Here is a 24,661-nt window from a genome sequence, read left to right on the forward strand (position 1 = left end):
TTGCAGGAGCGAGCCCGCAGGCCCGCAAAAAAATGAATCGCGAGCCGCCGGGCGACTCGCTCCTACAAATGATCTGTCACTTGGTTGCATTGCCATCCGGCACGAACACATAACCCACGCCCCAGACAGTCTGGATATAGCGAGGCTTGGACGGGTCCGGCTCGATCATGCGGCGCAGACGGGAAATCTGCACATCGATCGAACGCTCCAGCGCATCCCATTCGCGACCACGCGCCAGGTTCATCAGCTTGTCGCGGGTCAACGGCTCGCGGGCATGCATGACCAGGGCCTTGAGCACCGCAAATTCGCCGGTGGTCAGCATGTGAACTTCGTCGCCACGCTTGAGTTCGCGGGTTGCCAGGGACAGCTCGTAATCGCCGAATGTCACGCTTTCGTCTTCACTGCCCGGTGCGCCCGGCACTGGCGGTGCCTGGCGACGCAGTACCGCGCGCACCCGTGCCATCAGTTCGTCGGGGTTGAACGGCTTGGCCAGATAATCGTCGGCGCCCAGCTCCAGGCCCTTGATACGACTCAGCTCGTCGCCCTTGGCGGTCAGCATGATGATCGGCACCCGGTTGCCCGCCGCACGCAAACGGCGGCAGGCAGACAGGCCGTCTTCGCCGGGCAGCATCAGGTCCAGTACCACCAGGTTGAAAACCTCGCGAGCCAGCAAACGATCCATTTGCTCGACGTTCGGCACAGCCCGGGCGCGATAGCCCTTGCTGACGAAGAAGCGCTCCAGCAGGCTGCTCAGCCCCGGATCGTCATCCACGATAAGAATTTTTTCGCCTTCAGCCGTTTGTGCAATGCTGCTCATTAGATGCTCCTGTGATCTCGGCGCGCATTATGGCTTAGCCGCTGTAATACGTATGGTGTGCATTGTTAGCAGATTTTTCCTCCTTAAACAGTAGCCCAACCCATGAGGCAACAGCGTGCAGTGCCCTGAAACCGGGAACGCTGGTTATAATGCTGCGCCTTTTGTGTCAGGCAAACGCGAATTTTCAAGGGTTGCGCCAGGCTTTATTTTTTCCGGCGCCAGGCGTAATCCGCTGACTTCACGGGTCAACAGGCTGCCCTTTTGGCCCAGGTAGCGGCCCCTTTCGGGCTGCTCAACCAGCCTCGCAAGCCTTCAAGCCCGGGCCTGCGAGCCTGCATCACAATTTGTCAGGTGGTTTTATGGACAGCATCAACAGCCGCATCGCCGAAGAACTTGGCGTGCGCCCGCAGCAGGTCGAAGCGGCCGTCGCTCTTCTCGATGAGGGCTCCACCGTACCCTTCATCTCCCGCTACCGTAAGGAAGTGACCGGCAGCCTGGATGACACCCAGTTGCGCCACCTCGAAGAGCGCCTGCGCTACCTGCGCGAACTCGACGAACGGCGTGCGAGCATCCTCGCCAGCATCGAAGAACAAGGCAAGTTGACCCCAGAACTGGCCCGCGACATCAAGCTCGCCGACACCAAGACCCGCCTCGAAGACTTGTACCTGCCGTACAAGCAAAAGCGCCGCACCAAGGGTCAGATCGCCCTGGAAGCCGGCCTCGGCGAGCTGGCAAACGGCCTGTTCAACGACCCGACACTCACGCCCGATACCGAAGCCGCCCGTTTCGTCGACGCCGAAAAAGGCGTGGCAGACGTCAAGGCGGCCCTTGATGGCGCCAAGTACATCCTCATGGAGCGCTTTGCCGAAGACGCCAGCCTGCTGGACAAGCTGCGCAGCTTCCTCAAGCAGGAAGCCATCCTCAGCGCCCGCGTGATTGCCGGCAAGGAAGAGGAAGGCGCCAAGTTCCGCGACTACTTCGAGCACGACGAACCGCTTAAAAGCATGCCGTCGCACCGTGCCCTGGCGATTTTCCGCGGGCGCAACGAAGGCATTCTCAGCTCTTCGCTCAAGGTCGGTGAAGAATTGCCCGGCACGATGCACCCCGGCGAAATGATGATTGCCCAGCGCTTCGGCCTGGAAAATCAAAATCGCCCGGCTGACAAATGGCTGGGTGAAGTGGTGCGCTGGACCTGGAAGGTCAAGCTCTACACCCACCTTGAAACCGACTTGCTGGGCGAGTTGCGCGACGCTGCCGAAACGGAAGCGATCAACGTTTTTGCCCACAACCTGCATGACCTGCTGCTGGCCGCACCAGCCGGCCCGCGCGCCACCCTGGGCCTGGACCCGGGCCTGCGCACCGGTTGCAAGATTGCCGTGGTCGATGCCACCGGCAAGCTGCTGGAGTACGCCACCGTGTACCCGCATGTGCCGCACAACAAGTGGGACCAGACCATTTCGGTCATGGCCGCCCTGTGCGCCAAGCATTCGGTCGACCTGATTGCCATCGGCAACGGCACCGCCAGCCGTGAAAGCGACAAGCTGGTGATCGATCTGATGAAAAAATACCCGGCCCTGAAAGTCACCAAAGTAATGGTCTCCGAAGCTGGTGCTTCGGTGTACTCGGCATCGGAACTGGCAGCCAAGGAATTCCCGGATCTGGACGTTTCTATCCGTGGCGCCGTATCGATCGCCCGCCGCCTGCAAGACCCGCTGGCCGAACTGGTAAAAATCGACCCTAAATCCATCGGTGTCGGCCAGTACCAGCACGACGTGTCCCAGCTCAAGCTGGCACGCGGCCTGGACGCGGTGGTTGAAGATTGCGTGAACGCCGTGGGCGTGGACGTGAACACCGCATCGGTAGCGCTGCTGGCGCGAATTTCGGGCCTCAATGCCACACTGGCGCAAAACATCGTCGCGCACCGCGACGAACACGGCGCCTTCAAAACCCGTGCGGCGCTGAAAAAAGTCAGCCGCTTGGGCGAAAAAACCTTCGAGCAGGCGGCAGGTTTCTTGCGCGTGATGAATGGTGACAACCCGCTGGACAGCTCGGCGGTTCACCCCGAAGCCTACCCGCTGGTCAAGCGCATCGCTTCGGACACCGAGCGTGACATCCGCTCGCTGATCGGCGACGCCAGCTTCCTGAAACGTCTTGATCCGAAGAAATTCACCGACGAGACCTTCGGCCTGCCGACCGTGACCGACATTCTCCAGGAGCTGGAGAAACCGGGCCGTGACCCGCGCCCGGAGTTCAAGACTGCCGAGTTCCAGGAAGGCGTCGAAGACCTCAAGGACCTGCAACTGGGGATGATCCTGGAAGGTGTGGTGACCAACGTGACCAACTTCGGTGCTTTCGTCGATATCGGCGTGCATCAGGATGGTCTGGTGCATATTTCGGCGCTGTCCGAAAAATTCATCAAGGACCCGCGTGAAGCCGTGAAAGCCGGCGACGTGGTCAAGGTCAAGGTCATGGAAGTCGACATCCCGCGCAAACGCGTAGGCCTGTCGATGCGCATGAGCGATACCCCGGGTGAGAAGATCGACGGTGCCCGCGGCGCACGCCCGGGCTCGGCACCGCGTCAGCAAAATACCGCACCGCGCAAGGAAAGCGTGGCCGCAGCGCCGAGCAATAACGCCATGGCTTCGTTGTTCGCCAACGCCAAACAGTTGAAGAAACGCTGATGGCCCTCCCGGACGGTCTGACCCAGAGCGCCTTCAGCCAGTTGCTCGGCTGCCGCGTGCAAGCGCTGGAAGACGGCGTGGCGCACGTTGCCCTGAGCCTGGAGCCGCAACTGCGCAACCGCGCCGGCAAGCTGCACGGTGGCGTGTTGTTCAGCCTGGTGGATATCAGCATGGGCCTGGCCTGTTCCAGCTCCCATGGCTTCGATCAGCAGAGCGCGACCATCGAGTGCAAAATCAACTACATTCGCGCGGTGGCCGAAGGCGAAGTGTTATGTATCGCCAAGGTCATCCACCCCGGGCGACGCACGCTGGTCGTCGAAGCGGATGTGTTGCAGGGCGACAAGCTTGTCGCAAAAGCACAAGGCACGTTCGCGGTCCTGTAGCGGCCAACCGCTGATTTGAGTTAATTTCGGCACTGCCAATGCAGTGCCGAAATGCGCTTGGAGCGCCGCGGCGCCAAATCAGGGACGGGACTGAGCGATGCCAACAAAACCAGGCGACCACGCCAGTTTCAACTTCACCCTTGTAGACCGTCCTGACCACCCCCATATTGGGGCGACTGACGCGTGAAGGAATCCAACTTGAGCCAACTTCTCAACCGCCGCCTGGCTCTGCTCAGCGAGCGCGCCAACCTCTCTCTGCTGGAGCAGTGCCTGCACGGCATCGAGCGCGAATGCCTGCGCGTCACGGCCGATGCTCGCCTGGCGCAGACCCCGCACCCGGAAGAACTGGGCTCGGCCCTGACCAACGATCAAATCACCACCGACTATTCCGAGTCGCTGCTGGAGTTTATTACCCCGGCCCTGCCTGACCCTGCGCAGACGCTGGCCAGCCTCGACAAGATTCACCGTTTTGCCTACAGCAAGCTCGGCAACGAGTTCCTGTGGAGCCCTTCGATGCCGTGCCCGTTGCCGGCCGAAGAAGACATCCCTATTGCCTACTACGGCACGTCCAATATCGGACAGCTCAAGTACGTTTATCGCAAAGGCCTTGCCCTGCGCTACGGCAAGACCATGCAGTGCATTGCCGGTATCCACTACAACTTCTCCCTGCCAGAGGCCCTGTGGCCTGTGCTGATGCAGGCTGAAGGCTTTGTCGGCACCGAGCGCGACTATCAGTCCAATGCCTACATCGCCCTGATTCGCAACTTCCGTCGCTATAGCTGGCTGCTGATGTACCTGTTCGGTGCCTCGCCGGCGCTGGATGCAGGCTTTTTGCGCGGCCGTTCGCACCAGTTGGAACAACTGGATGCAGACACGCTCTACCTGCCGTATGCCACCAGCCTGCGCATGAGCGACCTGGGTTACCAGAGCAACGCCCAGGCAGGCCTGACGCCGTGCTACAACAACCTCGACAGCTACACCGACAGCCTGCGCAAGGCCGTGGCCACGCCCTACCCGCCGTATGTCGAAATCGGCACGCACAAGGATGGCGAGTGGGTACAGCTGAACACCAACATCCTGCAGATCGAAAACGAGTACTACTCCAACATTCGCCCCAAGCGCGTGACCTACACCGGCGAACGGCCGATTCAGGCCCTGGTGTCCCGTGGCGTGCAGTACGTTGAAGTGCGCCTGCTGGATATCAACCCGTTCCTGCCGGTGGGCATCGACCTGCCTGAAGCGCGTTTTCTCGACGCCTTCCTGCTGTATTGCGCACTGCAGGACAGCCCGCAGTTCGACAATACGGAATGCGGCAGCTGTTCATCCAACTTCCTGAGCGTGGTCAAGGAAGGTCGCCGTCCGGGCCTGCAATTGCAGCGTGATGGTGCAACGGTAGACATGAAGGAATGGGCAACCGAGCTGCTGGAAAACATCGCCCCGCTGGCCGCCCTGCTCGACCAGAGCCACGGAGGCGACAACCACAGCAAGGCGGTCGACGAACAACTGGCGAAGATCAAGGACGTGTCGCTGACGCCGTCGGCCAAAGTGCTGGCCAGCATGGCCGAGCACAAGGAGAGCTTCGCTCAGTTCTCGATGCGCCAGAGCCTGGCCCATGCCGAATTCTTCCGTAGTGAACCGCTGAGTGCTGAAGACCAGGCGGCGTTTGAAGAAAAAGCGCGCAAGTCACTGCTAGAGCAGGCCGAGACCGAACAAACGGAAGAAGGCGACTTCGACCTGTTTGTGGCCTCGTACCAGGCGAGCATTTTGGCAATCAGTAACTAAAAAGCCCCTCACCCTAGCCCTCTCCCGTAGGGAGAGGGGACTGATCGGTGGTGTGCTTGCGAGCACGATCATGCTCTCCCCGCAGTTGCAGTTGTTCGTAGCAGCTGACGAGTGGAACGAGGCTGCGTTCGGCGGCGAAGCCGTCGTAAAGTCAAAAAACCGTGGTGTGCCAGTTAAACTTGGAACTCTGGTTTTACGGTCGCTGCGTCGCAGTGGCGCACCAAACCGAACGCAGCCTCGTTCCACTCGTCAGCTGATACGAATCTCCTCCAGCCCAGCGCCTGAACAGTAGGCGCCTTACAACGTCTTTTCGAAGATCTTCGAATTACGCTGGTAGTTGTACAGCGACGCCCGCGCCGCCGGTAAACGCTCTACACCACTCGGCTCAAACCCGCGCTCACGGAACCAGTGCGCAGTACGCGTGGTTAACACGAACAAGGTTTTCAGCCCCTGAGCCCGAGCGCGGTTTTCGATGCGCTCCAGCAACTCATCGCCACGGCGCCCATGACGGTACTCCGGGTTCACCGCCAAACACGCCAGCTCCCCCGCATCCGAATCGGCAATCTGATACAGCGCCGCACAGGCGATGATCATGCCTTCGCGCTCAACCACGCTGAACTGCTCGATCTCACGCTCCAGCACTTCACGCGAACGACGCACCAGAATGCCCTGCTCTTCCAGCGGGCTGATCAATTCAAGCAGGCCGCCGACGTCTTCAATCGCCGCCTCCCGCGTAACTTCAAATTGCTCCTGCGCCACCAGCGTACCGCCACCGTTACGGGTGAACAGCTCGGTCAGCAGCGCACCGTCTTCGGCATAACTGACGATATGGCTACGCGCCACACCACCGCTGCAGGCTTCGGCGGCGGCTTCCAGCAATTCGGCCTGGTAGTCGCTGCCCAGGCGTTTCATATGCGCCGGCACCTGCTGTGGGCGCAACTCGCGCACCAAACGCCCTTCGGCATCGAGCAACCCCGATTCAGCACCGAACAGCAGCAGTTTGTCCGCCGCCAGGTCGATGGCAGCACGGGTGGCCACGTCTTCACAGGCCAGGTTGAAAATCTCACCGGTGGGCGAGTAACCCAGGGGCGACAGCAGCACTATCGAACGCTCATCGAGCAGGCGGTTGATGCCCTTGCGGTCGACCCGACGCACTTCGCCGGTATGGTGGAAGTCCACGCCATCAAGCACGCCGATCGGCCGCGCCGTCACCAGATTGCCGCTGGCCACTCGCAGGCGCGAGCCCTGCATCGGCGAGGACGCCATGTCCATCGACAAACGCGCTTCAATCGCAATGCGCAACTGCCCTACGGCGTCAATCACGCACTCCAGGGTCGTCGCATCGGTAACACGCATGCCGTTGTGGTAATGCGGCACCAGGCCGCGTGCCTCAAGACGGCTGTCGATCTGCGGGCGCGAGCCGTGAACCAGCACCAGCCGCACACCCAGGCTGTGCAGCAGCACCAGGTCGTGGACGATATTGCCAAAGTTAGGATGGGCCACACCGTCGCCAGGGAGCATGACGACAAAAGTGCAATCGCGGTGGGCATTGATGTAGGGAGACGCGTGACGCAACCAGTTAACGTAATCGTGCATAACCAGAGCCTGTAGAAAATAAGTCGCCTAAAAAGGGCTAGAACAGCAAACGCACAACGGGCTGATGGTTATCGTCGAAACATTGTTGGCAACACGCGTACTCTCCTTTTCCGTTATTTAAGACAATAGTGTTCTATCAGTTGTGTCAGTAGACGCACCGTCGGCTGCAAACGTGACATTTCCAGGTATTCCCCCGGCTGATGCGCACAGGCGATGTCGCCCGGGCCCAATACCAGCGTTTCGCAGCCAAGCTGCTGAAGATAAGGTGCTTCGGTGCCAAACGCTACTGCCTGCGCAACATGCCCGGTCAGCCGCTCGGCCACCCGCACCAGCTCGGCATCGGCCGCCTGCTCAAAAGGCGGTACACCGGCGGCAATGGGGGCGAAATCAATTTTTACCTGATGGCGCTCGGCCAAAGGCTGCAATTTGCCACGGATGATGGCCCGCAGCGCGTTGGGGTCCATGCCCGGCAGCGGCCGCAGGTCGAATTCCAGCGAGCATTGGCCACAAATCCGGTTGGGGTTGTCGCCGCCATGGATGCAACCAAAGTTCAGGGTCGGCTGCGGTACGCTGAACTGCGGGTTGCGGTATTCATTGAGCCACTGCTGGCGCAGGCCTTTAAGTTCGCTGATCGCGTCATGCATGGCCTCCAGTGCGCTGTGGCCAAGGCTTGGGTCTGATGAATGACCGCTTTGCCCCAGAATCTCGATGCGCTCCATCATCACGCCCTTGTGCATGCGGATCGGCTTGAGCCCGGTCGGCTCGCCGATCACCGCCGCACGCCCCAGCGGCCGGCCTGCTTCAACCAGGGCCCTGGCGCCGGCCATCGAAGTTTCTTCGTCACAGGTGGCGAGGATCAGCAGCGGCTGCTTGAACGGTTGGTCGAGCAACGGACGCACCGCTTCGATCACCAACGCGAAAAAACCCTTCATGTCGCAACTGCCCAGGCCGACCCAGCGGTTATCCACTTCTGTCAGCTTGAGCGGATCGGTCTGCCACAGCGCTTCATCGTAAGGCACGGTATCGCTGTGCCCGGCCAGCACCAGCCCGCCGGGGCCTGTGCCAAAGCTGGCGAGCAGGTTGAATTTGCCGGGGCTGACCTGCTGGATATCGCAGTTGAAACCCAGGTCGCCCAGCCAGGTGGCCAGTAAATCGATCACCCCACGGTTGGACTGATCCAGTGAAGGCTGGGTGCAACTGACCGACGGTACGGCGATCAAGGCAGCGAACTGCTCTTTCATGGAAGGTAGGGGCATGCGCTGACTTCCTGTTGGCGGGGCGAGGCCCATCATAGAGCCATCTGCGCCGCAGAATAAACCCGTTCGGCGCGCCGGGGCGGCTTGTCCTGTACACTGCACGGCCTTGGCAGCCACACTTTTCCCGGCTGCGCACCGATCCTGGATTTTCCGGCCATGCAGAAAGAAACCGAAATTAAACTCCGTGTCAGCCGCGAAACCCTCGCCGCCCTGCGCGAGCACCCCTTGCTGAAAAAGCGCAACAAAAGTGGCTGGGAAAGCCGTGAGTTGCTCAACCAGTACTTCGACACGCCTGAGCGCGACCTGGCCAAGGCCAAGGTAGCCCTGCGCCTGCGCCGCGATGGCGAAGACGTAATCCAGACCCTCAAGACCCGTGGCGAAAGCATTGCCGGCCTGTCGGTACGCAACGAGTACGACTGGAACCTGCCCAAAGCCAAGCTCGACATCAAGAAGCTCGACGGCGAATGCTGGCCACAAGAGCTGGCCGAGCTGGACAAGAAAACCCTCAAGCCGATCTTCACCACGGATTTCGTACGCGAACGCGCCGAAATTTCCTGGGGTCGCGGCAAGGCCAAGGTGGTGATCGAAGCCGCTCTGGACCTGGGCCATGTCATTGCCGGCAAGCAGAAAGAAGAAATCTGCGAGCTGGAACTTGAACTGCGCGAAGGCGAGCCGGCAGCCCTGCTGGAACTGGCCGCCGAACTGGCCGAGAAGCTGGCCCTGATGCCGTGTGACATCAGCAAGGCCGAGCGCGGCTATCGCCTGTTCGACGCCAACAGCTACGCCGTCACCCTGCCAGCCCCTGTGCTGACACCCGAAACGCCGCTGGACGACGCCTTCGCCGCCCTGGCCTGGCACTTGCTGGGCAACAGCCAGCGTCTGGCCGAGCAATATCGCTTCAATGGCCATTGGCGTTTGCTGCAGGACTGGGTTCAGCAGTTGATCGACCTGCGCGCGCTGGTCAGCAGCCTGGGCCAGGCTGCACCACGCCAATCCACCAATGCCCTGCGTGCTGCGCTGGACGCCCTGCTCGAAGACTGGCGCCCGCTGGTACAGATCGGCCAGGACGACGAAGACGTGCGCAAAGCCGCACCCGAGCAGTTCCTGGAAGAGCTGGAAGACCCGCGCTGGGGCCAGTTCTCCCTGAACACCTCGCGCTGGTTGATGGAGCGCAGCTGGACCGTGGATCGCGGCACCACCCGTGGCAACCGCCAGGGTGCTGCGCAACTGCAAAGCTGGTTGCCGCGTTTGCTATCGGATGAAGCAATTGCCTTGCGTCTGAACCGTTACCAGCAGCAACCCGAAGACCTGGCCGAGCAACTGCCGCGCATCGAGCGCATTCAGGCCTGGTTGCGTCTGGCGCGTAACGTGCTGGAAATCCCGGAACTGGACCGTCTGTACGGCGAGATGAACAAGCTGCAGGAACTGGCCAACATGCCAATTTCTGAAGATGCCGAGAGCAACGACGAACTGCTCAACGCCCGCAAGCAGCAAGCCATCGCCGTTTACCAGAACCGCGCCTGGAAGACCCTGCTGCGCGCTTAAGCGCCCGGTCTGTGCCCCTCAGCGCCCGCTGAGGGGCATTGTTGCCTTACTTCGCGCCCTTGGGCATGTCCGCATCCGGCGTGCGCCAGATCAAGCGTGTGGTGTCATAGCCTTGCTGTTGCGCCTTGCTGAGCAGCTCGTCACGGGTTTGCTGATCAACCTGCGGTTTACGCGACAGCAACCACAGGTATTTACGGTCGGGGTTGCCTACCAGCGCCGTGCTGTAGTTATCCCCCAGGTACAACACCCAATAATCGCCCTTGGTCACACCCGGCAACAGGGTCGATACCCAATTGTCGAACTCGACCCACAACTTGTCGGTCTTGCCCTCCACTTGCGGCGTTGCCGTTCCCTTGGCTTCTTCCCACTTGCCCTCTGCGGTGCGGCAACGGTTCAACACCGCCACATTGCCGTCCGGCTTGAGGCTGTAATGGGCTTCGGACTGCGCGCAATTGCGCTGGAAGAACATCGGCAAACGCGCCAACTCATACCAGGTGCCCTGATAGCGCTTGAGGTCGACACTGGAGACGGTGTTGGGCGCCAGCGAATCGCTGCTGGAACTTGCACACCCGCCCAACAACAGCGCGGCCCCGAGACTGACTAAAAGACGTTTCATCGCAAACGCTCCTGATCGGTCTTACTTCAAACCCTGGCCCGAGAAAATCAGCACTTTGTCGCCTGCGTACTGCACGCTGATAAAGCTCTTCTGATCGCCCCATGTGCAGCTCGACATGCCCAGCGCGCCCGAGCAATCGGTTGGGGTGCCCAGCAACTGCTCAACTTCGGCCTTGGTCATGCCGGTCGACAGTTTCGAGTAGTTTTGCTGATTGATTTTGCTGCACGCGGCCAGCAAGACACAGAACGACAACAACGCCAGAGAACGCAACTTCATGGAAAGCTCCTGAAAAAGAAAGTCGGCAGCGCCGCTTGATCCAAGCTTAGAAGAGAAAAGCGCAGGCTGGTTCCCGCAGGACGCAGGGATTTATTTCAGGAGGGAGAACAACTGTGGGAGCGGGCTTGCTCGCGATGCATGCAACCCGGTATGTCTGACATACCGTGTCGATGCTATCGCGAGCAAGCCCGCTCCCACAGGGGCTTACGCTTTGTGGTAAGCGGTGATGCGCGCGACTTCTTCTTTCGAGCCCAGGTACACGGCTACACGCTGGTGCAAGCCTTCCGGCTGGATGTCGAGAATGCGCTGATGGCCATCAGTGGATGCGCCGCCAGCCTGTTCCACCAGAAACGACATCGGGTTGGCTTCGTACATCAAACGCAGCTTGCCCGGCTTGGACGGCTCACGGCTGTCGCGCGGGTACATGAACAAACCACCACGGGTGAGGATTCGGTGCACGTCGGCAACCATGGCGGCAATCCAGCGCATGTTGAAGTTTTTCTTCAACGGGCCTTCTTCACCGGCCAGCAGTTCGTCAACGTAGCGCTGTACCGGGGCTTCCCAGTGACGCTGGTTGGACATGTTGATGGCAAATTCCTGGGTAGCGTCAGGAATGGTGATGTCTTCGTGGGTCAGGACGAAGCTGCCCATTTCGCGGTCCAGGGTAAAGCCTTTGACGCCGTCGCCCAGGGTCAGTACCAGCATGGTCTGCGGGCCGTAGATGGCGTAACCGGCAGCGACCTGTTGGGTGCCTGGCTGCAGGAAGGCCTTTTCATTCAAAGGCTCGTTCTGGGTCAGGTATTCGTTCGGGCAACGCAGTACCGAGAAAATGGTGCCAACTGGCGCGTTGATGTCGATGTTCGACGAACCGTCCAGCGGGTCGAATACCAGCAGGTACGCGCCTTTCGGGTATTTACCCGGGATCTGGTAGGCATTGTCCATTTCTTCGGACGCCATGCCGGCCAGGTGACCGCCCCATTCGTTGGCTTCGAGCAGGATCTCGTTGGAGATCACGTCGAGCTTCTTCTGCACTTCACCTTGCACGTTTTCGGTGCCCATGCTGCCCAGCACACCACCCAGGGCGCCTTTGGACACGGCGTGGCTGATCTCTTTGCAAGCACGCGCCACCACTTCGATGAGGAAACGCAAATCAGCAGGCGTGTTGTTGCTGCGGGTCTGCTCGATCAAATAGCGACTCAGGGTAACGCGGGACATGTAAGGCTCCGAACAAGGGGGAGGGGGCGAAAAACCCGCGCAGTTTAGCGCGTGTTGCCGTGCAAATCTTCTAATCAGACTGAGAACTGGCCGAACGGGTTCCAAAACAGCCACCAAAGACCCCGTGGGAGCGGGCTTGCTCGCTCCCACAGTGTGTGAAACTTCCTACAACGCTTTCCAGATATCGGTCGCGTATTCACGAATGGTCCGGTCTGATGAGAACCAGCCCATGCGCGCCGTATTCAACACGGATTTGCGCCACCATTCTTCCTTGTCGTGCCACAGTTGCTCCACGCGCATCTGGGCATCCCAGTACGCATCGAAGTCGGCACATACCAGGAAGCGGTCATATTCGATCAGCGAATCCACCAGGCCGGTGTAGCGAGCCGGATCATCGTGGGAGAACACCCCGCCACGAATCGCCTGCAACACGTCATTAAGCCGGTGTGAAGCGGCCACGTCCGGCGCGGCATGGAACTCGCCATTGCGCTTGCGCGCTTCAACCTGCTGCGAACTGAGGCCGAAGATAAACATGTTTTCGGTCCCCACCCGCTCGCTCATTTCAACGTTGGCGCCATCCATCGTGCCAATGGTCAGCGCACCGTTGAGGCCGAACTTCATGTTGCTGGTGCCCGATGCTTCGTAGCCGGCAGTGGATATCTGCTCGGACAGGTCCGCCGCCGGGATGATGCTTTCGGCCAGGCTGACGTTGTAGTTGGGGATAAACACCACCTTGAGCAGGCCGCGCACGGTGGGGTCGTTGTTGACGGTGCGGGCGATGTCATTGGCCAGCTTGATGATGAGTTTGGCCTGCTCATAACTGGCCGCCGACTTGCCGGCAAAAATCTTCACCCGTGGCACCCACGGGTTGCCCGGCTCGGCCCGGATGGCCTGATACAGCGCCACGGTGTGCATCAGGTTGAGCAGTTGGCGCTTGTATTCGTGTATCCGTTTGACCTGTACATCGAACAGGGCCTCAGGGTTGACCACGACCCCCAAACGCTCATAAATCAGCGCCGCCAGGGTGCATTTGTTTTGCAGGCGCTGTTCGGCGAAGCGTTTGCGAAAGTCTGCCCGCCCGGCAAAAGGCTCCAGCTTGATCAGTTTGTGTTCGGTTTCATCGAGCACATCAGGCCCCAGTGCATCCACCAGCATCGCAGTCAGCGGCGGGTTGGCCTGGAACAGCCAGCGGCGGAAGGTTACGCCGTTGGTCTTGTTGTTGATGCGGTCGGGGTAGAGCTTGTGCAGCTCGGCGAACACGGTGCTGCGCATCAATTGTGTATGCAGCCCGGAAACCCCGTTGACGCTGTGGGAGCCCAAAAATGCCAGGTTGCCCATACGCACCCGGCGGCCATGGTCCTCCTCGATCAGCGACACCGCGCGCAACACGTCAAAGTCGTGAATACCCTTGGCCCGCAGGGCGTCGATGTGGTGCGCATTGATCAGATAAATAATCTGCATATGCCGCGGCAACAGCCGCTCCATCAAACCGACGGGCCAGGTTTCCAGCGCTTCGGGCAATAGCGTGTGGTTGGTATACGACAGGGTATCAACGGTGACTTGCCACGCGGCATGCCACTCGACGCCGTGCTCGTCGACCAGGATACGCATCAGCTCGGCAACGGCAATCGAGGGGTGGGTGTCATTGAGCTGGATCGAGACGTGCTCGGCCAGGTTCATCAACGTGTCGTGAACGTGCAAGTGGCGGCGCAGCAGATCCTGCAGCGAGGCCGAAACAAAGAAGAACTCCTGGCGCAGACGCAGCTCTTGCCCGGCCTCATTGCTGTCCGCCGGGTACAGCACGCGGGAGATGCTTTCAGCGCGCACCACTTCGGCCACCGCGCCCAGGTGGTCACCGGCGTTGAAACGGCCAAGGTTCAGGTCGTGCAGTGCCCTCGCCCGCCACAGGCGCAGGGTGTTCACACTGGCACCGCGCCAGCCTACTACCGGCGTGTCATAGGCAATCGCCCGCACCGTCTCGCCCGGCCACCAGATTTGCCGCAACTGGCCCTGCTCATCCTGCTTGGTTTCGACCGAGCCGCCAAAGCCCACCGAGTACAGCACTTCGGCGCGCTCGAACTCCCAGGGGTTGCCGAAGTCCAGCCAGTTCTCGGTTTGCTCCTGCTGCCAGCCGTCGACAATGCTCTGGCGAAACAGCCCGTGTTCGTAGCGGATGCCATAACCGTGGGCGGCGATGCCCAGGGTCGACATGCTTTCCATAAAGCACGCCGCCAGGCGGCCGAGGCCGCCATTGCCAAGGGCCGCATCCGGCTCCAGCACACGAATGCGCTCCAGATCCACGCCCAGCTCGCCCAACGCTTCCCGCGCCACCTCCAGCAGCCCCAGGTTGCTCAGGCTGTCATACAGCAGGCGACCGATCAGGAACTCCAGCGACAGGTAGTACACCCGCTTCTGGTCTTTGCGGTAAATCTGCCGGGTGCTGTCCATCCAGTGCTCGACCATATGGTCGCGGGCGGCCAGGGCTATGGCTTCAAACCAGTCATGGTCAAACGCGTGTTCCGGGTCCTTACCCACCGCGTAAGTCAGTTTGGCTACTACAGCGGCACGGAAAGCCGCCACCTGTGCGTCACGAACAAGCGGTTCCTGGGACATCGATACAACCTCAATCGAGATGGGGCGATTTGAAGAACGAGTGGATTCAGCCTAGACCCTTGGCCAGAAATAAAGCGCTTTGTTTACGGCTTTTTTGGCGGTTTGCCTGAAAAAACTGATCAACCAAGTCCTGCCCCAAAACGAGGCACATTCGCAGTCGAACGCTTTAAAACATGGCCCTGATCGAAAAACCGGCAAATGGTTGTTCACACATTCACCAACCCCGGTATGATCGCGCGCCCTGATGCACGCTGGAATACAAGCCTGATGAAGTCCAACCTGATCGCCGCCGCGGAAATCGACCGTCTCGATACCTGGGCCAAATACTCCGCGCCCATGTGCGGCTCCTGTGTTTCCAGCTGTTGCACGCTGCCGGTCGAGGTCAAGATCAAAGACCTGATCCGCATCGGCATCGTCGATGAGTTCGAGATGGGCGACCCGCCGAAGAACATCGCCAAGCGCCTGCAAAAAGAAGGGATCGTGGAGCGCTTTAACCAGAAGTCGGGGATTTTCACCCTGCAGCGCATGAGTAATAACGACTGCCTGTACCTGGATCGCAAGTCGCGCATGTGCACCATCTACGACATCCGCCCGGACACCTGCCGCAACCACCCGCGGATCGGTCCGCGCCCTGGTTATTGCGCCTATGTGCCCAAGGCCGTTGAGCGCAAGAACAGCAGCGTCAAGCTGATGGATTTTTAACCTGCAGCGCAGAATCGACTGACAGATCGCTTCGCGGGCAAGCCCGCTCCCACAATTACCACAGCCCCCTGTGGGAGCCGGGCTTGCCCGCGATGGCCTTTACGCAAATGCCCTGACAGACCGCGCTCGTCGCAGCGCGGGCAACGATAAATGCGTCAAATCCCGGCCATAAAAAAACGCCCCCGACCGCAAGGTCGGGGGCGTTTTTGTAACCGCTAACTAAGTAACTTAGTTTTTGGCCTTTTTAGCAGCGCGGGTACGCTCGCCTTCGTCCAGGATCTTCTTGCGAAGACGGATGGACTTAGGAGTTACTTCGCACAGCTCGTCGTCCTGGATGAATTCCAGAGCCTGTTCCAGAGTGAAACGAACAGGTGGAACCAGAGCGATGGTTTCGTCTTTACCCGAAGCACGCATGTTGTCGAGCTTCTTGCCCTTGGTAGGGTTAACGCCCATGTCGGTGTCACGGCTGTTCAGACCAACGATCTGACCGTTGTAGATCTCTTGACCGTGCTCAACGAACAGCTTGCCACGCGCCTGCAGGGTTTCCAGGGAGTAGGTCAGTGCCTTGCCAGTCTCAACCGATACCAGAACGCCGTTCTGACGGCCGGACATGTGGCCCGACTTCATCACGTCGTAACGGTCGAAGATCGAGGTCAGGATGCCAGCACCGTTGGTCAGGGTCAGGAACTGGTTACGGAAACCGATCAGACCACGAGCAGGGATGTTGTATTCCAGACGCACACGGCCTTTGCCATCCGGCACCATGTTAGTCAGGTCGCCTTTACGCAGACCCATCTCTTCCATCACCTTGCCCTGGGATTCTTCTGGCAGGTCGATGGTGACGTTTTCGAACGGTTCGTGCTTGACGCCGTCAACCAGGCGGATGATTACTTCTGGACGACCAACGCCCATTTCGAAGCCTTCACGACGCATGGTTTCGATCAGTACGGACAAGTGCAGCTCGCCACGGCCCGATACCTTGAACTTGTCAGCCGAGTCGCCTTCTTCAACGCGCAGTGCAACGTTGTACAGCAGCTCTTTGTCCAGACGTTCCTTGATGTTACGGGAAGTCACGAACTTGCCTTCTTTACCGCAGAATGGCGAGTCGTTTACCTGGAAGGTCATGGAAACGGTTGGCTCGTCAACGGTCAACGGCTTCATCGCTTCAACGTTCATCGGATCACACAGGGTGTCGGAGATGAACAGCGAATCCATACCGCTGATGCAAACGATGTCGCCTGCCGAAGCTTCTTCAACGTCTACACGGTGCAGACCGTGGTGACCCATCAGCTTCAGGATACGACCGTTGCGGCGCTTGCCGTCAGCGTCGATGGCAACAACCGGGGTGTTCGGCTTGACGCGACCACGAGCGATACGGCCAACGCCGATAATGCCCAGGAAGCTGTTGTAGTCCAGTGCCGAGATTTGCATCTGGAACGGACCGTCACGGTCTACAGCTGGTGCTGGTACGTTGTCGACGATCGACTGGTACAGCGGGGTCATGTCTTCAGCCATGTCGGTGTGGTCAAGACCAGCAATACCGTTCAGGGCAGAGGCGTAAACCACTTTGAAGTCCAGCTGTTCTTCGGTAGCACCCAGGTTGTCGAACAGGTCGAAGATCTGGTCCAGAACCCAGTCCGGACGCGCGCCTGGACGGTCAACCTTGTTGATTACCACGATTGGACGCAGGCCGGCTTCGAAAGCCTTCTTGGTCACGAAACGGGTTTGCGGCATAGGGCCGTCTTGAGCGTCAACCAGCAGCAGAACGGAGTCAACCATCGACATTACGCGTTCAACTTCGCCGCCGAAGTCGGCGTGGCCCGGGGTATCCACGATGTTGATGTGGTAGCCGTTCCAGTTGATGGCGGTGTTTTTCGCCAGAATGGTAATACCGCGCTCTTTCTCCTGGTCGTTGGAGTCCATTACGCGTTCGTCGTTAAGCTCGTTGCGCTCCAGGGTGCCGGATTGACGCAAGAGTTTGTCTACCAGGGTGGTTTTACCGTGGTCAACGTGAGCAATGATGGCGATGTTACGTAGATTTTCGATCACTTGTGTATCTCGATCAGAGGATTCGGTGTGCTGACTGAGTCCAGGCAGCGATTAACAGTAGAGTCCGTGCAAGCCGTTACAGCTTGACGGCGGCGTCGGGGGGCCGGTGACGCAGGCCACAGGCATACAGCCCCGGGCTCTTAGCTCGGTCGATAAACGCGCACATTGGCATGTCCCTCACTGAGCAAATGGTGAGCATGCAGGCGACTCATCACGCCTTTGTCGCAATACAACAGGTACTGACGGGTGTCATCCAGTTCCTTGAAGCGGCTGTTCAAAGCATAGAACGGCAACGCTTGTACTTCGATGCCAGCCAGTTCCAGCGGTTGATCTTCCTGAGCATCCGGGTGACGGATGTCGATCACGATCTGGCCCGCCAGCACTTCGCTGACTTCTTCGACTTGCAAGTCCTGGCCCAATTCATCGATCACCCGATCAATCGGCACCAGTTTGGCCCGCTCAAGCGCACGCTCGAGCACGGCCATATCAAACTGTTGTTCTTCATACTCCACGCGGTTGCGCTTGGCGTGGGTCTTGGGGTTGACCGAAATCACCCCGCAATACTCAGGCATATGCTTGGCAAAATCGGCCGTACCGATTTCTTCCGCCAAATCAATGATGTCCTGCTTGTGGCTCGCGATCAGCGGGCGCAGCACCAGTTTGTCCGTAGCCGAATCGATCAGCGACAAATTGGGCAGTGTCTGGCTGGATACCTGGGAAATCGCTTCACCGGTCACCAGCACTTCGATATCCAGGCGTTCGGCAATACGTGTTGCAGCGCGCAACATCATACGCTTCAAAATGACGCCCATATGACTGTTATCGACTTTGCCGAGAATTTCGCCCAAAACTTCTTCGAACGGAACGCTGACAAACAGCACGCGCTGGGAGCTGCCGTACTTCTTCCATATATAGTGCGCGACTTCCATCACGCCCAGTTCATGGGCACGTCCGCCCAGGTTGAAGAAGCAGAAGTGGCTCATCAGGCCGCGACGCATGATCTGGTAGGCCGCCACGGTGGAATCGAACCCACCCGACATCAGCACCAGGGTCTGCTCAAGCGAACCCAGCGGGTAGCCACCAATACTGTCGTGCTGATTGTGAATCACAAACAACCGTTGGTCGCGAATTTCAATTCGAACTTCAATTTCGGGCTTTTTCAGCTCGATTCCAGCCGCACCGCACTCACGCCGCAGCTTGCTGCCGACGTATTTCTCGACTTCCATCGAGGTAAACGGGTGCTTGCCAGCGCGCTTGCAACGTACCGAAAAGAGCTTGCCCGCCAGTGCATCGCCGAAGTGCAGCTTGCACTTCTCAACGATGTCGTCGAAGTCGCCCAGAGGGTACTCGTCGACCTGCAGGAAATGCGCGATGCCCGGCATGCAGCTCAGGCGTTCGGTCATTTCTTTCAAGGCTTTAGGGTCGGTTACGCGCGTTTGCAGCTCGATGTTGTCCCACACGCCCGTCACCACCACAGCCGGGTCCAGATCGCGGAGCACAGTGCGGATGTTTTTGGCCAATTGACGGACGAAACGCATCCGAACCGGACGGCTCTTGATAGTGATTTCGGGGAAGACTTTAACGATTAGTTTCATGAAAACAGCGCGCGAGCAGCCTGCCAAAAAAGGGGGGCGCGGATTATAGCGGAAATTGCTCAAGGTTTAACCAGTTATCGTACAAACGGTTTTCGTCGCACCAAAATGGAACATAAACGCCCGATTTCGCTTCATTTGGGTGCGATAAACGCCGCTAATCGGTAGTCTGCCCCGCTTACCTGCTTGAGATTGGCGCATTACGCCCAAGTCGGGGCACTGGCATGCAATTTGCTCCCTTGTGAGGCAGGTTGCCTTGGCAGAGTATTCGCGCCGGCATCAACCACTTATTAAGGGCATTCCACTACCCGCCCTAAGCCACCCCGGAGGACACTATGTCGAAGTCGGTTCAACTCATCAAAGATCATGACGTCAAGTGGATTGATCTGCGCTTCACTGATACCAAAGGCACTCAGCACCACGTGACCATGCCGGCCCGTGATGCGCTGGATGAAAACTTCTTCACCGACGGCAAAATGTTCGACGGCTCCTCCATCGCTGGCTGGAAAGGCATCGAAGCGTCCGACATGATCCTGCTGCCAGACGACAGCACGGCCGTTCTGGACCCGTTCACCGAACAGCCTACGCTGATCCTGGTGTGCGACATCATCGAACCTTCGACCATGCAGGGCTATGACCGCGACCCACGCGCCATCGCTACCCGTGCCGAGGAATACCTGAAGTCCACCGGTATCGGCGACACCGTTTTCGTTGGCCCGGAGCCAGAGTTCTTCATCTTCGACCAGGTGAAATTCAAGTCCGACATCTCCGGTTCGATGTTCAAGATCTACTCCGAACAAGGTTCGTGGATGTCCGACCAGGACGTGGAAGGCGGCAACAAAGGCCACCGTCCTGGCGTCAAGGGCGGCTATTTCCCGGTTCCGCCATTCGACCATGACCACGAAATCCGTACCTCCATGTGCAACGCCATGGAAGAAATGGGCCTGGTTATCGAAGTTCACCACCACGAAGTGGCAACTGCTGGCCAGAACGAAATCGGCGTGCAGTTCAACACCCTGGTGAAAAAGGCTGACGAAGTTCAGACCCTGAAGTACTGCGTACACAACGTGGCAGACGCCTACGGCCGTACCGCTACCTTCATGCCAAAGCCTCTGTACGGCGACAACGGCTCGGGTATGCACGTTCACATGTCCATCTCCAAAGATGGCAAGAACACCTTCGCAGGCGAAGGCTATGCCGGCCTGTCCGACACTGCCCTGTACTTCATCGGCGGTATCATCAAGCACGGTAAGGCCCTGAACGGCTTCACCAACCCGGCTACCAACTCCTACAAGCGTCTGGTACCAGGTTTCGAAGCGCCGGTCATGCTGGCCTACTCGGCTCGTAACCGTTCGGCTTCGATCCGTATTCCTTACGTGTCCAGCCCTAAAGCTCGCCGTATCGAAGCTCGTTTCCCGGACCCGGCAGCCAACCCGTACCTGTGCTTCGCCGCACTGATGATGGCTGGCCTGGACGGTATCCAGAACAAGATCCACCCTGGCGACGCAGCTGACAAAAACCTGTATGACCTGCCGCCTGAAGAGGCCAAAGAGATCCCACAAGTTTGCGGCAGCCTGAAAGAAGCCCTGGAAGAGCTGGACAAGGGCCGTGCGTTCCTGACCAAAGGCGGCGTTTTCAGCGACGACTTCATCGACGCGTACATCGCCCTGAAAAGCGAAGAAGAAATCCAGGTTCGTACCTTCGTACACCCACTGGAATACGAGCTGTACTACAGCTGCTAATCCGGTGACGCCCGCGCAAGCGGCGTGATTCGAAAAAGCCTCCTTCGGGAGGCTTTTTTGTGGGCGTCGTCTTACGCAAGCATCGGATCAGAGCCTCTGGATTCGTGTCAGTCCCTGACAGCCACCTGATTGGGTGATGGGTAGTTTATGGCCCTCAACCACTGGAGACTGACATGCACCCCCTACTCACCCTCAAAGCCCTGCTGTTGTCGTGCGCCTGCCTGCTTCTGCTGGGCTGCGCCAGCCCACCCACTGCTGTGAAGGTCGAGCAACTGCTCAAGACCGGGCAATCGTGGATTGGCACCCCTTACACCTGGCCGGACGGCAAGCCGGAATTCACCGTGGTCAAAATCACCCTTCCGGCCAGCACCGCACTGAAATGGCACACGCACCCCATGCCTAATATCGCCTATGTGGTGGCTGGCGAACTGACGGTTGAAACCGAAGACGGCCTGCACAAAACCACACTTGGGCCTGGCCAGGCACTGCCCGAGATGGTCAACACCGCCCATCGCGGCACCAGCGGCAAGGTCCCGGTTGAACTGATCGTGTTCTATGCCGGCACACCTGGCATGCCCCTGTCCCATTAACCACGCAAGGCCCGTAGCAGCTGCCGGAGGCTGCGTCCGAGCGCGAAGCGGTCGCCACATCAGAGATCGCGGTGTCTCAGTTCAATCGCGCACTCAGGGTTTGCGACCGCTGCGCGCTCGAACGCAGCCTTCGGCAGCTGCTACACACGCCCGGCTGCGGCAATAACAACAATCCCATGCCCTTTTTCAAGCAACTGAATCCATTCATCTAAATTGCACTATATTGGTGCAACTATAGTTTGATAGTGCATTAACCAGCCCAATTTGGTTCAAAAACACTCGCAAGCCGGATTGCGGCGATATGCGTTCAAGTTGTAAACGCCTATTTCAGGGGGGCGACGCTTCTTTTCGGAGCCTTGGTTTGGTTTTTGCATTTTCCTTGCACCAGCGCTTCACCCGCGCACGCAATCCGGGATCGGCCCATGACCATCAGTGACGCCCTGCACCGACTGTTACTCGACAACCTGACCACCGCAACGCTTCTACTCAATGCCGACCTGCGCCTTGAGTACATGAACCCGGCGGCAGAGATGCTGCTGGCGATCAGCGGTCAACGCAGTCACGGGCAATTCATCAGCGAGCTGTTCACTGAGTCCACCGAGGCACTGCACTCGCTGCGCCAGGCGGTTGAGCAAGCACACCCGTTTACCAAGCGCGAAGCCATGCTGACCTCGCTGACGGGCCAGAACCTGACGGTGGACTATGCAGTAACGCCCATCTTGAGCAACGCCGGCACCCTGCTGCTGCTTGAGGTGCACCCCCGCGACCGCCTGCTGCGCATCACCAAAGAAGAAGCCCAGCTGTCCAAGCAGGAAACCAGCAAGATGCTGGTGCGCGGCATGGCCCACGAAATCAAGAACCCGCTGGGCGGCATTCGCGGCGCGGCCCAGTTGCTGGCCCGCCAACTGCCCGACGAAAACCTGCGCGACTACACCAACGTCATCATTGAAGAAGCTGACCGCCTGCGTAACCTGGTCGACCGCATGCTGGGCTCCAACAAACTGCCGTCGCTGGCCATGACCAACGTCCACGAAGTGCTTGAACGCGTGTGCAATCTGGTCGAGGCCGAGACCCAGGGCAGCATCACGTTGGTGCGTGACTACGACCCAAGCCTGCCCGACCTGCTGATCGACCGCGAACAAATGATCCAGGCAGTACTCAATATCGTGCGCAACGCGATGCAGGCCATCGGCAGCCAGAACGAGCTGCGCCTGGGGCGCATCAGCCTGCGCACCCGCGCCATGCGCCAGTTCACCATTGGCCATATACGCCACCGACTGGTCACCAAAATCGAAATTATCGACAACGGCCCGGGCATACCGGCCGAACTGCAGGACACCCTGTTTTTTCCGATGGTCAGCGGCCGCCCGGACGGTACCGGGCTGGGCCTGGCCATCACGCAAAACATCATCAGTCAGCACCAGGGGTTGATCGAGTGTGAAAGCCACCCCGGCCACACACTCTTCTCGATCTTTCTACCACTGGAACAAGGAGCCGCATCGACATGAGCCGAAGTGAAACCGTGTGGATCGTCGACGACGACCGTTCAATCCGCTGGGTCCTGGAAAAAGCCTTGCAACAGGAAGGCATGACCACACAAAGTTTCGACAGTGCCGATGGGGTCATGAGCCGACTGGCTCGCCAGCAGCCTGACGTGATCATTTCCGATATCCGCATGCCCGGTTCCAGCGGCCTGGACCTGCTCGCCAAAATCCGCGAGCAACACCCGCGCCTGCCGGTGATCATCATGACGGCTCATTCCGACCTGGACAGCGCAGTGGCGTCCTACCAGGGCGGGGCATTCGAATACCTGCCCAAGCCGTTCGACGTCGACGACGCCGTGTCCCTGGTCAAGCGCGCCAACCAGCACGCCCAGGAGCAACAAGGCCTGGCCGTGGCGCCGACGCTGGCCCCCACCCCGGAAATCATCGGCGAAGCGCCGGCCATGCAAGAGGTGTTTCGGGCCATTGGCCGCCTGAGCCACTCCAACATCACGGTGCTGATCAACGGCGAGTCAGGCACGGGCAAAGAGCTGGTGGCCCACGCCCTGCACCGCCACAGCCCGCGCGCCGCATCACCGTTTATCGCGTTGAACATGGCTGCGATCCCCAAGGACCTGATGGAGTCCGAGCTGTTCGGCCATGAAAAAGGCGCTTTCACCGGCGCTGCGAACCTGCGCCGCGGCCGTTTTGAACAGGCCGATGGCGGCACTTTGTTCCTCGATGAAATCGGCGACATGCCGGCCGACACCCAGACCCGCCTGCTGCGGGTGCTGGCCGATGGCGAGTTCTACCGGGTTGGCGGGCACATGCCGGTCAAGGTCGATGTTCGCATCATCGCCGCTACGCACCAGAACCTGGAAACCCTGGTGCAGGCCGGCAAGTTTCGTGAAGACCTGTTTCACCGCCTGAACGTGATCCGCATCCATATCCCGCGCCTGTCGGACCGTCGCGAAGATATCCCGACCCTGGCCCGGCATTTCCTCAGCAGCGCTGCGCAAGAGCTGTCCGTGGAGCCCAAACTGCTCAAGGCCGAGACCGAGCAATACCTGAAAAACCTGCCGTGGCCGGGCAATGTGCGCCAGCTGGAGAACACTTGCCGCTGGATCACGGTGATGGCATCGGGTCGCGAAGTGCATATCGGTGACCTGCCCCCTGAGCTGCTGAACCTGCAACAAGACGCCTCCCCTGTCACCAACTGGGAGCAGGCGCTGCGCCAGTGGGCTGACCAGGCGCTGGGGCGTGGCCAGTCGAACCTGCTCGACAGTGCCGTGCCGACCTTTGAGCGGATCATGATCGAAACCGCGCTCAAGCACACCGCAGGCCGTCGCCGCGACGCTGCCGTGCTGCTGGGCTGGGGCCGCAACACCTTGACCCGCAAGATCAAGGAACTGGGCATGAAGATCGATGGCGACGAGGATGAGGGCGACGAGGCCTGAAGCCGTTCAAAAGCGCCCTCACCCCGACCCTCTCCCGGAGGGAGAGGGAGCTGATTGGCGGTGTTGCATAAATCTGCTTTTGCTTTTAGTCCCCTCTCCCTCCGGGAGAGGGTTAGGGTGAGGGGCTCTTGATCTGACCGCACCACCCTCAAGCAATCTGCCCCAATATCGTGCACAGCTCTAGCCCAAGGGTTTGCGCCAAACCCTGGAACAAAATCAGCCCCCAAACAAAAGCCCCGGAATCCGGGGCTTTTGCGTACTCAAGAGG

Annotated in this window: 18 protein-coding genes; 9 read left to right on the forward strand and 9 right to left on the reverse strand. The window is 59.5% G+C overall.

The features are described 5' to 3' along the window. Positions 1-76: 76 nt before the first annotated feature. Positions 77-817, reverse strand: coding sequence for a two-component system response regulator OmpR (ompR, locus tag AB3G35_RS01590; RefSeq protein ID WP_016783138.1), 741 nt, complete (start codon positions 815-817; stop codon positions 77-79). A gap of 359 nt (positions 818-1,176) precedes the next feature. On the opposite strand from ompR, the gene AB3G35_RS01595 reads away from it, so the two are divergent. The 3 genes from AB3G35_RS01595 (at position 1,177) to gshA (ending at position 5,663) form a co-directional block, all read left to right on the forward strand. After that, positions 1,177-3,498: a Tex family protein gene (locus tag AB3G35_RS01595; protein ID WP_369782255.1), complete on the forward strand. Its 2,322-nt coding sequence runs from the start codon at positions 1,177-1,179 to the stop codon at positions 3,496-3,498. Next, positions 3,498-3,881 (forward strand): PaaI family thioesterase, encoded by a 384-nt coding sequence (locus AB3G35_RS01600; protein WP_016783136.1) that lies wholly within the window; start codon positions 3,498-3,500, stop codon positions 3,879-3,881. Before AB3G35_RS01595 ends, AB3G35_RS01600 begins: the two co-directional genes overlap by 1 nt. Positions 3,882-4,079: 198 nt before the next feature. Continuing rightward, complete coding sequence (gshA, locus tag AB3G35_RS01605; protein WP_369782256.1) at positions 4,080-5,663, forward strand: glutamate--cysteine ligase; 1,584 nt, start codon at positions 4,080-4,082, stop codon at positions 5,661-5,663. Positions 5,664-5,960: 297 nt separating this feature from the next. Here gshA and argA read toward each other — a convergent pair whose 3' ends face one another. Both argA and argE read right to left on the reverse strand, forming a co-directional pair. Further along, entirely contained in the window at positions 5,961-7,259 is a 1,299-nt protein-coding gene (gene argA / locus AB3G35_RS01610) for an amino-acid N-acetyltransferase (RefSeq protein WP_016783133.1), read from the reverse strand. Positions 7,260-7,372: 113 nt separating this feature from the next. Further along, complete coding sequence (gene argE / locus AB3G35_RS01615; RefSeq protein ID WP_083369679.1) at positions 7,373-8,515, reverse strand: acetylornithine deacetylase; 1,143 nt, start codon at positions 8,513-8,515, stop codon at positions 7,373-7,375. Between the two features lie 156 nt (positions 8,516-8,671). Here argE and AB3G35_RS01620 point away from each other — a divergent pair, with 156 nt between their 5' ends. Next, positions 8,672-10,060: an inorganic triphosphatase gene (locus AB3G35_RS01620; RefSeq protein WP_016783132.1), complete on the forward strand. Its 1,389-nt coding sequence runs from the start codon at positions 8,672-8,674 to the stop codon at positions 10,058-10,060. 46 nt (positions 10,061-10,106) lie between these two features. Here the strand turns inward: AB3G35_RS01620 and AB3G35_RS01625 are convergent, their stop codons facing one another. From AB3G35_RS01625 to AB3G35_RS01640, 4 genes are all read right to left on the reverse strand, one after another. Beyond that, positions 10,107-10,676, reverse strand: coding sequence for a lipocalin family protein (locus AB3G35_RS01625; protein WP_016783131.1), 570 nt, complete (start codon positions 10,674-10,676; stop codon positions 10,107-10,109). A 21-nt stretch (positions 10,677-10,697) separates the two neighbouring features. Continuing rightward, entirely contained in the window at positions 10,698-10,952 is a 255-nt protein-coding gene (gene bamE / locus AB3G35_RS01630; protein ID WP_016783130.1) for an outer membrane protein assembly factor BamE, read from the reverse strand. Positions 10,953-11,156: 204 nt separating this feature from the next. Beyond that, positions 11,157-12,167 (reverse strand): class 1 fructose-bisphosphatase, encoded by a 1,011-nt coding sequence (locus AB3G35_RS01635; protein WP_016783129.1) that lies wholly within the window; start codon positions 12,165-12,167, stop codon positions 11,157-11,159. A 165-nt stretch (positions 12,168-12,332) separates the two neighbouring features. Next, positions 12,333-14,780, reverse strand: a complete 2,448-nt coding sequence (locus AB3G35_RS01640; RefSeq protein WP_016783128.1) for a glycogen/starch/alpha-glucan phosphorylase — start codon at positions 14,778-14,780, stop codon at positions 12,333-12,335. A 264-nt stretch (positions 14,781-15,044) separates the two neighbouring features. Between AB3G35_RS01640 and AB3G35_RS01645 the strand changes: the two genes are divergently transcribed. After that, positions 15,045-15,482 carry a YkgJ family cysteine cluster protein gene (locus tag AB3G35_RS01645; RefSeq protein WP_029611685.1) on the forward strand — a complete coding sequence of 146 codons (438 nt, stop codon included), beginning with the start codon at positions 15,045-15,047 and terminating at the stop codon, positions 15,480-15,482. Between the two features lie 228 nt (positions 15,483-15,710). Here the strand turns inward: AB3G35_RS01645 and typA are convergent, their stop codons facing one another. Beyond that, complete coding sequence (typA, locus tag AB3G35_RS01650; RefSeq protein ID WP_016783126.1) at positions 15,711-17,531, reverse strand: translational GTPase TypA; 1,821 nt, start codon at positions 17,529-17,531, stop codon at positions 15,711-15,713. A 140-nt stretch (positions 17,532-17,671) separates the two neighbouring features. Further along, positions 17,672-19,126 (reverse strand): tRNA uracil 4-sulfurtransferase ThiI, encoded by a 1,455-nt coding sequence (thiI, locus tag AB3G35_RS01655; protein ID WP_029611684.1) that lies wholly within the window; start codon positions 19,124-19,126, stop codon positions 17,672-17,674. 332 nt (positions 19,127-19,458) lie between these two features. Here thiI and glnA point away from each other — a divergent pair, with 332 nt between their 5' ends. The 4 genes from glnA (at position 19,459) to ntrC (ending at position 24,393) form a co-directional block, all read left to right on the forward strand. Next, positions 19,459-20,865 (forward strand): glutamate--ammonia ligase, encoded by a 1,407-nt coding sequence (glnA, locus tag AB3G35_RS01660; protein WP_016783124.1) that lies wholly within the window; start codon positions 19,459-19,461, stop codon positions 20,863-20,865. A gap of 173 nt (positions 20,866-21,038) precedes the next feature. Next, complete coding sequence (locus AB3G35_RS01665; protein WP_169906200.1) at positions 21,039-21,455, forward strand: cupin domain-containing protein; 417 nt, start codon at positions 21,039-21,041, stop codon at positions 21,453-21,455. 422 nt (positions 21,456-21,877) lie between these two features. Next, on the forward strand, positions 21,878-22,963 hold the full coding sequence (glnL, locus tag AB3G35_RS01670; protein WP_369782257.1) for a nitrogen regulation protein NR(II): 1,086 nt from the start codon (positions 21,878-21,880) through the stop codon (positions 22,961-22,963). Further along, on the forward strand, positions 22,960-24,393 hold the full coding sequence (ntrC, locus tag AB3G35_RS01675; RefSeq protein ID WP_016783121.1) for a nitrogen regulation protein NR(I): 1,434 nt from the start codon (positions 22,960-22,962) through the stop codon (positions 24,391-24,393). The genes glnL and ntrC overlap by 4 nt, the downstream gene beginning before the upstream one ends. Positions 24,394-24,661: the final 268 nt, after the last annotated feature.

It is taken from the genome of Pseudomonas sp. WC2401 (assembly GCF_041200115.1).
GTDB lineage: Bacteria > Pseudomonadota > Gammaproteobacteria > Pseudomonadales > Pseudomonadaceae > Aquipseudomonas > Aquipseudomonas fragi.